Origin of the sequence: Pseudomonas sp. M2, from assembly GCF_015751845.1 — a bacterium.
In the GTDB taxonomy this organism is placed as follows: Bacteria; Pseudomonadota; Gammaproteobacteria; order Pseudomonadales; family Pseudomonadaceae; genus Aquipseudomonas; species Aquipseudomonas putida_E.
The window spans coordinates 1,185,313-1,196,551 of the sequence record NZ_JADOUD010000001.1 but is presented as its reverse complement, the minus strand read 5'-3'; the positions used below and the strand labels follow the sequence as shown (position 1 = coordinate 1,196,551).

Genomic DNA, 11,239 nt, shown 5'->3' with positions numbered 1-11,239 from the left:
TTTTACCGGGTCAGTTGGCCAGCAGGTAGCCGCTGCGACACACCTGTTCACCGGCGACATGTGCGATGACCATGCCCGTCGTGGCCATGCGCCGAACGCTGCGGGCATACAGCAGGCCAGGCTGGCGGTTGTGCACGGCAGTCACCCGGTCGCTGAGCGGGTCGATGACTTCAGCGACCAGTTGCCCGGCTTCCAGATACTGACCGGGGCGGGCGTGATACACCAGCAGCCCGCCCAGCGGGGCCGATATCGGCTCGACGGCGGCCAACGGGGTCGCAGCCCGGGGCAGGGGTGGCAAGGGCACTGCAGGGCCTTCGATGACTCCGGCGTGAATCAGGTAATCGAGGATCGCCTGGCAGTCATGGCTGGCCAGGTCATGGCTGACATCGGCCTGGCCGCGCAACTCGACAGTTACCGACACGCTACCCAAAGGGATCGGGAAACGCTTGCCGAAGCGTTGCTGCAACTGCCACCAGACCAGGCTGAAGCATTCGTCGAACGACTGCCCGCCGGAGTCGGTGGCCAGCAAACTGGCCTGCGCACCCAGGTAGCGAGCCAGCGGCTCGACCTGAGGCCAGGCTTCCGGGGTGGTGTAGAGGTGTTCTACCGCCTCGAAGTCGCAGTGCAGGTCCAGGACCAGGTCGGCATCGCAGGCCAGCCGCTGCAGGGTCAGGCGCTGGGACTGCAGGGGGGTGTGTGCCGGGTGTGCATCCAGGCCACGGCGCAGATACTCACGAATCAAGGCAAGGTTGTGGTCGGCGTCCTGGGTCAGATGGCCCTCCACCTGGTCGCCAATGCTGTCGGAAAGGTCGACGAAGTTGCGGTTGAAGTTCTCGCCGCTCTGTAATTCGAAACGACCCAGTGGTGCGTCCAGCATCACTTGCTCCAGGCCTACCGGGTTGGCCACCGGCACCAGGACGATTTCGCGGCGCAGGCGCCCTTGCTGCTCCAGTTCGGCCAGGCGACGCTTGAGGTGCCAGGCGACCAGCATGCCGGGCAACTCATCGGCATGCAGCGAGGCCTGTATGTACACCTTGGCGCCACCGCGCGGGCCGAAGTGGAAGCTGTGGAGTTGGCGAATGATGCCCGGTACGGGCGAGAGCAGGTCGTGTGTCGAATGGTGCATGGTGGTCCTGGCTGCGTGGCGAAAACGGTCTGCGACACGGGTCGGCACAAAGATAGAAGCATAATTTTAGCCAGTATGCTTCACCGTGCTGCCTTCTTCAGGCCAGCAGTGCCTGCAGGGTCGCCAGGTCATCGGCCTCCTCCACAGGTTTATCCAGGCGCCAGCGCAGCATGCGCGGAAAGCGCACGGCTATACCGCTCTTGTGCCGTTTTGACAGGGCGATGCCCTCGAACCCCAGTTCGAACACCAGGGTTGGCTTGACGCTGCGCACCGGTCCGAAGGTCTCTACCGTGGTCTTGCGAATGATTGCATCGACCTTGCGCATTTCTTCATCGCTCAGGCCCGAGTAGGCTTTGGCAAAAGGTACCAAGGCACGCTCGGGGTCGCCGGGTGGCCCGCTCCAGACCGCGAAGGTGTAGTCACTGTACAGGCTGGCACGCCGGCCGTGGCCGCGCTGGGCATAGATCAGCACGGCATCTACGCTGAACGGGTCGATCTTCCACTTCCACCACACCCCCATGTCCTTGGTCCGGCCCACCCCGTACAACGCATCGCGCTGTTTGAGCATCAGGCCCTCGACGCCCAGGCTGCGCGATCGTTCGCGCTGGATGGCAAGCGCGTGCCAAGTCTGCCCTTCGAGCAGAGGCGAAAGCAGTACCGGGGCCAAGGGATAGCTTTCCACGACACGCTGCAATTGCTGGCGGCGCTCATATTGGGGGCGGCTACGCCAGTCCTCGCCTTGCCATTCCAGCAAATCGTACGCCTGCAATACCACCGGCGCATCGGCCAGCAGCTTCTTGCCCAGCGTCTTGCGGCCAATGCGCTGCTGCAGTAGTGCGAAAGGTTGCACGGCCAGTGCCTGGTCGTTGCCCGAATCAGGCTTCCAGACCAGGATCTCACCGTCGAGCACGACGCCGTCGGGAAGGCTCTGCGCCAGGCTGTGCAGCTCCGGGAAGCGGTCGGTGACCAGTTCTTCGCCGCGTGACCACACCCACACCTGGCCATCGCGCTTGACCACTTGTGCGCGGATGCCATCCCACTTCCACTCGATCTGCCAGGCGCTGGGCGGGCCGAGCAGGGCGTCGAACTGTTCGATGGGGGCCTGCAGGGCATGCGCCAGGAAGAACGGGTATGGTTGGCCACCACGTTGGCTATGTTCGTCGGCCGATTCAGCGGCGATCAGCTTGTGGTAACTGTTGGCTGTCGGGCGATGGCTGATGTCGGTATAGCCCACCAGGCGCTGAGCTATGCGTTTGGCATCCAGCCCCGCCAGCTGCGCCAGTGCCCGGGTGACCAGCAGCTTGGACACGCCCACGCGAAAGCTGCCAGTGATCAGCTTCAGGCACAGCATCAGGCTGGGGCGATCCAACTGTGCCCACAGTGGCGGCAGGCGCTGCTGGACCTCTTCGGCGGGCAGCCCACGCAGTGGCAGCAGATGGGCTTCGACCCAATGGGCCAGCCCGCTCTCGCTACCTTGCTGGTTTTCAGGCAGCAACAAAGAGATGGTTTCCGCCAGGTCGCCCACGGCCTGATAGCTTTCTTCGAACAACCAGCCCGGCAGCCCGGCCAATGCCGTTGCCAGCTCGCGCAGCACCCGGGTGGGCACCAACTGCCGTGGCCGGCCACCGGACAGAAAATAGACAGCCCAGGCGGCGTCCTCGGCGGGGGCTGCGGCAAAGTAGTCGCGCAACGCTTGCAGTTTGGCATTGCTGGAGGTGGTGGCATCCAGGCGCAGGTAGAGCTGGGCAAAGGCCTTCATGCCTCAGCTTCCATTGCTGGAGCGTCGTCCTCGTCACCGTACTCGGTAACGAACGCTCGGGCATCGAGGCCACGTTCGCTGAGGTAGCGTACCAGCACGTTGACCGAGCCGTGGGTGACCATAACCCGCTCGGCGCCGGTCTGTTCGATGGCCCATAGCAGCCCAGGCCAGTCTGCGTGGTCGGAGAGTACGAAACCGCGGTCTACGCCGCGCCGGCGTCGCGTGCCGCGCAGCAGCATCCAGCCACTGGCGAAGGCATCGCTGTAATCACCGAAGCGACGCATCCAACTGCTGCCGGCGGCAGAGGGGGGCGCCAACACGATGGCCTGGCGCATGAGCGGGTCATTACGGGGAATATCACCGGCATAAAGGGTTTGTGGCAGGTGTACACCGCCCTCTCGGTATACCTGGTTCAGCGGCTCTACTGCGCCATGTACCAGGATCGGCCCGATGCTCGGATCCAGGCCATGGAGGATTCGTTGAGCCTTGCCGAACGCATAGCAGAACAGCACGCTGGCCTTGCCCTGCTCGCGATTGGCCCGCCACCATTCATTCACCCCCGCTAATACCTGTGCCTGGCTGGGCCAGCGGTAGATGGGCAGGCCGAAGGTCGACTCGGTGATGAATGTGTGACAGCGCACCGGCTCGAACGGAGCACAGGTGCCATCCGGCTCGACTTTGTAGTCCCCGGAGGCAACCCAGACTTCGCCGTCATGTTCCAGGCGCACCTGTGCCGAGCCCAGTACGTGCCCGGCCGGGTGCAGGCTCAGGGTGACGCCGTGGTGGCGGATACGCTCGCCGTAGGGCAGGGCCAGTAGGTCGATATCCTGGCCCAGGCGGCTGCGCAGTATGCCGGCCCCTGGGGCTGCGGTCAGGTAATGAGTGTTGCCACGACGGGCATGATCGCCATGGCCGTGGGTGATGATGGCGCGCTCCACGGGCCGCCAAGGGTCGATGTAAAAATCACCGGGCGGGCAGTAAAGGCCTTCGGGGCGGGCGATGACGAGGTCCATGGCGATGCCTGGCAAGAGGGCTTACAGGCTCAGAGCATCAGCGGGGCGTGGAAGTTCGCGTGGTGTTGGCAGCCAGCCCTGCACGTCAGGGCTGGCTGCGGGCTATTCAGCGCAGGGCCATTTTCCAGGCCGCGCCTTTGGTCTGCGCCACGCTGATTTTTTCGGCGTAGGCGATGTTCTTGATGAAGCCGCCATGCACCAGCCGTGGGGAGGTATGGAAGTAGTCCCAGGTGGTGGTGCCGTCATGGCTCTGCAGGTCTTGACTGTCGTAAGGGATTTCGAGGGTGACTGGCGACGCGGTTGCTGGCGTCGAGAAATCGCCGTCGATCATGCTGTAGCCTGCCTTGTCGTTACCGGCCCACAGCTGAATGTCAATGGTGCTGCCCTCCGGTACGGCCAGCGATGCAGGCCAGGACACTTCGATCGTGAGGGTTTCTTTGCTCATGCTGAACATCCTTTTTTGATGGGTTGACCGCACTCGCTGTCTGAACGAGCGCGGCAAGAAAGGATGCTAAGCACCGAGGCTTGAGGGATACAGATGGAAACGCTGGGCCTATCGGCCTGGCACCAGGGTCAGCCGCTGGTTGCCATAGGCCCGGGCAAAATGCTGCGGCTGTATTGGCAGGCTCATGAACCGGCCCTTGAACCAGGCATCGAGCCCATCGCTGAAATGGGCACTGGCCGGGTTACCGGATTGTCCGGTGCTGGTCAGTACCTGTAGTGGTTCTGCCTGGCCAAAGTCGACGATCATGCGTGCCGAGGCCGGCAGGCGGGTGTCGAAATCGCTGCCCCACGCATAAGGCGTCAGGGCCAGGGTGCTGAAGTCACCGCCAGCCGCCTGTGGCGATCGGCTGAGCGCATCGCCCAGGCCGTGGTAAGCAGGGGCAGGCCAGCGATATTGGTGCAATTTGCCCCATTGCCAGGCGCGGCGGTCGGCACCCAGCTGGGCTGTACCTGCATCCACGGCAGCGGCCAGGCTGCGGGCCAGGATGGCCGGTTTGTCTTCCTTCTGCGCCGTGGTGCGATCATCCCAGAACGGGCTGTCTTCGCGGCCAAGCAGGTGGTCGGCCTGGGCCGAGTAGGACAGGCGCGCATTGCTGACGAACGCCTGCCAGGCAGTGCCGGATTGCGGGCCGAGGTCGTCGAGGAAGGTCTGGAGCGCCACTTCCTGTAGGAACAGCTCATACAGCGCGGCATCCGCTGATACCGGGCTCAGGCGACCATCGAACGCCTTGAGGCGGGCCAGCGCGTCGCGGGCCTTGTCGCGCTGGGCGGCTGGCAGAGCGTCGATCGCTTGCTTGAGCGGTTGGGCCATGCCAGGGGCGTCGAACATCTGCTTGAGCTTGTCGGCCAGCAGCGTCTGCTGGTCGTTTTGCAGGGCCATCAGGCTGCGGCTGTCGTGACGGCCATTGCCGGCCAGCTGGCCCAGGCGCTCGGCGCGTTCGGGGTAATACCAGGTGTTGGACAGCTGCATGCCGTAGCCGCGTGGCAAGCTGCGCTGGTTGGCATGGGCGATCCAGCCGGCCGGCGGGTCCTGGTCGTAGGGGTGCAGCATCGGGTCGGCGTAACCGTCCCAGTCGTAGCGACCCTCCCAGCCCGGAGATGGCAGCAGGCCCTGGCCCTCACGGCGGTTCGGGTAGCGGCCGCTGACTTGCCAGCCAATGTGCTCAGGTTCGGCAAACACGAAGTTGAGTGCGGCAGCCGCCACCTCGCGGGTGCTGTCAAACGCGCGTTCCACGGTTTGCGCTCGGGTCAGGTCGAACAGCGCATCCAGGCTGCGATCACCCTTGGGCTGCGGCAAGTTAAGGGCCAGCCCAAGGCTGGGGCTGCCGGTCTGGGCGAGCAGGGTACCGTGGCGGGTGTCGTACATCACTTCGCGCAGCGGGCGTTGGCCACGGACGAAGAAGGTTTCGCTGCGTGCGCGAGCGGGCAACCACTTGCCGTCGGCCAGGTAGCTGACCTGGCTGCCCTGATGGCGCAGCCGTTCCAGGTACAGGTCCTGGTTGTCGGCCATCACCGCGCTGCTGCTCCAGGCCAGCTTGCCGTTGTAGCCGGCCAGGACGATGGGCAGGCCCGGCAACGACAGGCCTGCAACCTGGTACTTGCCGGTGTGGATCTGCACCGGGCTCAGGGCCCAGGCTGCGCGGCTGTCGCTTGCCAACAGGCTTTTTCCGCTGCGGCTGCGTTGCGGGCCCAGGGCCAGGTTGGCCGAGCCCGGGCTGCCGAGCAGGTTCAGGTCGGCGAGCTTCTGGCTGGCGGCTGCCAGCGCAGCCAGGCCCGGTAGTTGGCTGCTCAGGTTCAGACCCTTCAGCTTGTCTGCCTCAGCTTCAGCCAGGGGTTCGTCTGGCGCGCCAGGCAGCAGCCAAGGCAGCTTATCGCTGCCGACCTTTTGCGCCAGGGTCAGGGCGCTGAGTTCTTCCTGCAGGTTCACCGACTGGCTGAAGGCATACAGGCTGAAGATCAGCGCCGAATCCTCGGGCTTCCAGTATTCCGGGCGGTAGCCGCTGCTGGCGAGGTTGGCCGGCAGTTTGTCGCGGTAGCGGAACAGGTAGGCATTGACCCCGCGGGCGTAGACTTCGAAGAAGCGCTTGAGCCGGGGCGAAGCATCGGCGTACAGCTGGGTGGCGTTGTGCTTGAGGTTGGCAGCGCGCATCAGGCGGTCGATGTCCAGCGCCTCGCTTCCGGCCAGTTCCGCCAGGCGGCCTTGGGCCAGCAGGCGCATGGCGAGCATTTGCCCGATACGGTCGCCGGCGTGGACGTAGCCGAGGCTGAACAGTGCATCATGGAAGCTGCTGCTTTCGATCAGCGGTGCGCCCATGGCGTTGCGGCGCACCGAAACATTCTGCGCCAGGCCTTTGAGCGGCTGCACGCCGGTGGTCGGTGGCACACTGTCCTGATAGCCGCCCATCTGGCAACCGGCAAGCCCGAGCATGCCGAGCAGCGTGGCAGCGGTGGCGAACCGTGGGCGGAAGGGAGGAAGGACGGGGGCGGCCATGACAAGGGCTCCTGCAAGGCGTGGCGGGGTTCGAATGGCGCTAAGGTAGTGAGCGCGCAGGCGCCGTGCAAGGTGCGGTGAAGCTTTATTTACCAGCGGTCGGTAGCTTCAAGCTGCATGAGGTGCGGGCCTGCATTTTCCTGCAACTTGAAGCTTGCCGCTTTAAGGCTTGATCAGGCCCCGTGGCACTTCTTGAATTTCTTTTCGCTGCCGCACGGGCACGGGTCGTTGCGGCCGACGTCCTTCAATGCATTGCGAACCGGCTCCTGATGGCCGTGATTGCAATGCGGGCCGTGCACATGGCCGTGGTCGTGATCGTGGTGATGATCGTGTCCGTGGTTGCAGTCGGGGCCATGAACATGGGGTTGTTGGGTCATTGCAGGGTTACTCCGGTAAGAAATCACCGGGGATTATCTCACCACTGCGCGATAAGTGCAGGTCCCGGTGGATGATCAGCCCGGTCTCGAGTTCGCCTTGCAAGCGGTAGTGCAGCGGCTGCTCGCTCTTGAGCAGTTTGGCCAACGGCTTGAGCTGGCGCCACAGATTGGTCCGCGCAGTGATCTTGAAGGTGCGCCGGGCATGCCCGCCGACACTGCGCCAGACACTGGCCTGATCCTCTACCAGCATCAGGTCGTTGAGCCAGACCGAATAAGCCAGGTTACGAATGAACAGGCGGCTGTCATTGGGGTTGTCGACACGCAGGTGCAAGACGAACTCCTGCTCCAGCAAGCGCGCCTTGACTGTTTCGACCCTGACCAGGTGCACCTGCGGGTCGCGCCAGTCATCGTCACCCCATATCGCGCAACCCGCCGGCAACGTCAGCAGAGCGCTGAGCAGGAACAGGCGGGCCAGGGCGATCACGCTCAGTTACCGACGTAGCCGGCGCAGCATTTCTTGAATTTCTGCCCGCTGTTGCAGGGGCAGGGGTCATTGCGGCCAGCCTTGAGCTCAACGGTCGGGTCGATGAAGTACCAGCGCCCGTCATGCTGCACGAAGGCGGAGCGCTCGCGGTGCTGGTGATCACCCTCCAGATCGTGCCAGCGCGCCGTGAACGTGACAAAGGCATGCTCAGGCTGGCCTCCGAGCACCTCGGCGTTCTCCACCTCCAGGCCAAGCCAGGTGCTCTGGGCGCTCCAGGCCGCAATCGCGTTGCGATCCAGACCCGTCTGCTGGGCTGGCAAGGTGGTGCCTACCAGGTAATCGATCAGGCCGAGCACGTAGGCGCTGTAGCGCGAGCGCATCAGTGCCTGGGCATCCGGTGCCGGGGTGCCGGCGTGGTAGTGCCCGCAGCAGGCGTCCAGCAGGTTACCGCTGCCACAGGGGCAAACCGAGACACTCATTGATCACCACCAGTACTTGCCGAAGTTTTCAGGGTTGGCCCAGAACCTGGCGTTGAGCCAGTCGGGGACCTGCTTGTAGTCATGTAGATCATAGGTGAACAGGCTCAAGACCTGCTCGTCGCGTCGGAATTTCTCGCTGGCCGACAGGGCCAGGGCAAAAAAATCGGTCTCCTGCCAGCCACAGGCGTGCAGGTCGGCCAGCACGGCGACACGGCTGGCGTTGAGGTTGCGGATGCCACCCAGCAGTTCCAGGCCAGCGCGTTTGGGCAAATGTTCCAGGCAGTCCACCAGCAATGCCAGGTCGAAGCGTTGTGCGGCAACATGCGCTGCAAGCGCGCCTGGCTGGCACGTCTCGATCGTCACCTGCGGATGTGCCTGGGCAAACGCCTCCAGGGCAGGAAAACGCGTGCCTACCAGCAGCAGACGTTGCGGGGTGAAGCGCTCCAGCAGGGCCGCCAGGGCCTGCTGGGGTGTGCGTTGGGAAAAACCGTCGGTCATTGCCAATCCTCGTTCAGGTCTTCCAAGACTAACGGGCTGTCGGCCGTGGGCAAAGCACCGTATGACCCTGTCGTGGCTTATTGCTGGCAGGGATGAGATGCGCGGTCTTTACTCCCATGGATCGGCCTTATGCCGATTCCCCCTAGGAGAAGCTACGAAATGAGCATAGTACGCACAGCGATACCCCTGGTACTGCTCACCAGTGTGTTGACTGGTTGTGCAGGTTTGCAAAAAACCGACTGGCCGAAGTGTGCTGCCGTCGGGGGTGTGGGCGGCGCTGCCCTGGGCGCCATCGAAAGCTCCAGCTGGGCTGGCTGGGGTGCGTTGCTGGGCGGTGGCCTGGCAGCTGGCTACTGCTGGGCCAACGGCGATGGTGACGAGGATGGCGATGGTGTGCCGGACAGCCGTGACAAATGCCCAGGCACTGCGCGTGGTGTTCAGGTCGACGCCAATGGCTGCCCGCCAGAGCCGGCGCCTGTGGTCGAGGAAGTCGTGGTGCAGAAGGAGGAAGTCATCGTCATCCGTGACGTGCACTTCGAGTTCGACTCTGCGCGCCTGACGGCGGCCGACAAGGAACGCCTGAACACCATTTCCACACGCCTGAAGCAGGAAGCGCCGAGCGCTCGTCTGAGCGTCACCGGCCACACCGACAGCGTGGGCTCCGACAGTTACAACCAGAACCTGTCCGAGCGCCGTGCCCACTCGGTGACCGATTACCTGGTCGAGAGTGGTGTGCCACGCGCCAGCTTCGTGTCGGTGGTCGGTGCCGGCGAAACCCAGCCTGTAGCGGACAACGCCACAGCCGATGGGCGTTCGATGAACCGTCGCACCGAGATCAAGATCGAGCGCTGACGGCGTGCGCCCGCGCCTTGAGAAGTGGCGCGGGCGCGTCTTTACTCCTGTAGGCCGGTTGCGGCCAACGACACAGGAGCATTCATCATGAGTGTCATGTCAAAGGCGGCGCTGCCGTTGCTGGTGGTTTCCAGTCTGCTGGCAGGCTGCGCCACCCACAGTGACGGCAGTGCGCCCCTCAATCAACGGACCTGGCCCATCTGCAGCCTGCTCGGTGGGCTGGCCGGCGGTGGCCTGGGCGCTATCGAAAGCTCGAGCTGGGCTGCAGGCGCTGGCGCCCTGGGTGCGATCGCCGGCGGCCTGATCTGTTACGCCCAGGATGGGGACGAAGATGAGGATGGCGTCTTCGATCGCCGTGACCGTTGCCCTGACACGCCTGCCGGCACGGCGGTCGACCACATGGGCTGCCCGCTGCCGCAGTATCCGCCCAGCCAACCTGCACCTGAGCCCCAGCCAGAGGTGATCTCCCTCGACGATCAGGGCCAGGTGATGTTCGCATTCGACTCTGCCGACTTGACGGTGGGCAGCCAGCAACGGCTGCAAAGCCTGTTGCCCAGGCTCAGCGAGTTGGGTGTATCGCGGATCAAGGTGGTTGGCCATACCGACAATGTCGGGTCTGACAGTTACAACCAGGCACTCTCTGAGCGGCGCGGGGCCAGCGTCGCACAGTATTTGATCAGTCAGGGCCTGGCACCGCAGAAGGTAACGAGCGAAGGGCGCGGGGCTAGCGAGCCGGTGGCAGAAAACGACACCGAACAAGGCCGTGCGCAAAACCGGCGGGTGGACCTGCACCTGAACTGAGCAGCGATGGGAGCGGCAGATGAAATTCATTCTGGGCGTGGGTAAAACCCTGACCATCGCTTTCTGGGGCGTGGTGCTGTTCAACCAGATGCTGCCACAGCCGCTGCCGTTCAATCTGTTGATCAATGCCGCAGGCATCGCCTTGCTGGGGCTGCACGTTCTGGAAGTGCTGTTCTTCAACGGCAGCTTGCGTGGGCGCAGCCACCGCTGGTTCGATCGTTTGCAGATACTGCTGACGGGCATTTTCCACGTGATGTCCATACCGCGGCAGGCAGAGCTGACGCGCCGTGGCTGACCACGGCGCTGCCTCGCTATGTCGGTAGCCGCGAACTGGCCACCGCCACCACCGCCAGCCCCAGCAGGAGGTTGGCCCCGACCATGCGCCGGATCCGGCCCAGTGCCGCAGCACCTGCGGCCCAGTCTTCGGCCTGCACGGCAGCCTTCAGCTCAGGCAGCAACAGCGCCTGGATACGCATGAACAGCGCGAACATGGCGATCCCGCCCCCCATCATCACCTGTACATACCGGGGGGCTGTCTCGAAACCGTTGAAGCGCATGTGCAACATGCCGATACCACTTATCGCCAGAATGGCTACCGCCAGCCAGACCCATCTGAAGAAACGTCGGAAAACTTCCACCCAGAGCCGAAGCCGGGCTGGCCCCTCAAGGGCTGCAACCGTTGCCGGGCGCAGCACCAGCCAGGCGAAGAACATGCCGCCGACCCACACAAGGGCGGCCAGGACATGCAGTGTGTAGGGGAGGGCAAAGGCAAGCATCCGGATCTCCATGCGGCACAATGGGCAATAGCGGGGTATGATAGCCGCCCCATGCGAAACACTGAAAATATATCCAGCC

At 64.1% G+C, this 11,239-nt stretch carries 13 protein-coding genes; 3 read left to right on the top strand and 10 right to left on the bottom strand.

What is annotated here, in order from left to right:
* Positions 1-10: 10 nt before the first annotated feature.
* The 9 genes from IWW33_RS05650 to IWW33_RS05610 form a co-directional block, all read right to left on the bottom strand.
* Positions 11-1,126 (bottom strand): succinylglutamate desuccinylase/aspartoacylase family protein, encoded by a 1,116-nt coding sequence (locus tag IWW33_RS05650; protein ID WP_046787744.1) that lies wholly within the window; start codon positions 1,124-1,126, stop codon positions 11-13.
* A gap of 97 nt (positions 1,127-1,223) precedes the next feature.
* Complete coding sequence (locus IWW33_RS05645; protein WP_174142048.1) at positions 1,224-2,885, bottom strand: ATP-dependent DNA ligase; 1,662 nt, start codon at positions 2,883-2,885, stop codon at positions 1,224-1,226.
* Positions 2,882-3,898: a ligase-associated DNA damage response exonuclease gene (locus IWW33_RS05640; protein ID WP_115273727.1), complete on the bottom strand. Its 1,017-nt coding sequence runs from the start codon at positions 3,896-3,898 to the stop codon at positions 2,882-2,884. Before IWW33_RS05640 ends, IWW33_RS05645 begins: the two co-directional genes overlap by 4 nt.
* Before the next feature lie 106 nt (positions 3,899-4,004).
* The gene (locus tag IWW33_RS05635; protein ID WP_115273728.1) at positions 4,005-4,343 is read right to left on the bottom strand and encodes a hypothetical protein; all 339 of its coding nucleotides are present in this window, start codon (positions 4,341-4,343) and stop codon (positions 4,005-4,007) included.
* A 108-nt stretch (positions 4,344-4,451) separates the two neighbouring features.
* On the bottom strand, positions 4,452-6,893 hold the full coding sequence (locus IWW33_RS05630) for a penicillin acylase family protein (protein ID WP_115273729.1): 2,442 nt from the start codon (positions 6,891-6,893) through the stop codon (positions 4,452-4,454).
* A 173-nt stretch (positions 6,894-7,066) separates the two neighbouring features.
* Positions 7,067-7,270, bottom strand: coding sequence for an SEC-C metal-binding domain-containing protein (locus tag IWW33_RS05625; RefSeq protein WP_012313055.1), 204 nt, complete (start codon positions 7,268-7,270; stop codon positions 7,067-7,069).
* Positions 7,271-7,277: 7 nt separating this feature from the next.
* Positions 7,278-7,754, bottom strand: coding sequence for an LEA type 2 family protein (locus tag IWW33_RS05620; protein WP_119688369.1), 477 nt, complete (start codon positions 7,752-7,754; stop codon positions 7,278-7,280).
* A gap of 2 nt (positions 7,755-7,756) precedes the next feature.
* Positions 7,757-8,233 (bottom strand): YchJ family protein, encoded by a 477-nt coding sequence (locus tag IWW33_RS05615; RefSeq protein ID WP_046787738.1) that lies wholly within the window; start codon positions 8,231-8,233, stop codon positions 7,757-7,759.
* Positions 8,234-8,236: 3 nt separating this feature from the next.
* Complete coding sequence (locus IWW33_RS05610; protein WP_046787737.1) at positions 8,237-8,731, bottom strand: DUF6231 family protein; 495 nt, start codon at positions 8,729-8,731, stop codon at positions 8,237-8,239.
* Between the two features lie 159 nt (positions 8,732-8,890).
* On the opposite strand from IWW33_RS05610, the gene IWW33_RS05605 reads away from it, so the two are divergent.
* The 3 genes from IWW33_RS05605 to IWW33_RS05595 all read left to right on the top strand — a co-directional run bounded on the left by IWW33_RS05605 (position 8,891) and on the right by IWW33_RS05595 (position 10,679).
* A complete protein-coding gene (locus IWW33_RS05605) occupies positions 8,891-9,583 on the top strand; it encodes an OmpA family protein (RefSeq protein WP_115273730.1) in 693 nt (230 codons plus the stop codon).
* Between the two features lie 87 nt (positions 9,584-9,670).
* Complete coding sequence (locus IWW33_RS05600; protein ID WP_119688370.1) at positions 9,671-10,384, top strand: OmpA family protein; 714 nt, start codon at positions 9,671-9,673, stop codon at positions 10,382-10,384.
* Between the two features lie 19 nt (positions 10,385-10,403).
* Entirely contained in the window at positions 10,404-10,679 is a 276-nt protein-coding gene (locus IWW33_RS05595; protein WP_012313061.1) for a DUF1145 domain-containing protein, read from the top strand.
* 16 nt (positions 10,680-10,695) lie between these two features.
* Here IWW33_RS05595 and IWW33_RS05590 read toward each other — a convergent pair whose 3' ends face one another.
* Entirely contained in the window at positions 10,696-11,160 is a 465-nt protein-coding gene (locus IWW33_RS05590; RefSeq protein WP_046787735.1) for a CopD family protein, read from the bottom strand.
* Between the last annotated feature and the right edge of the window lie 79 nt (positions 11,161-11,239).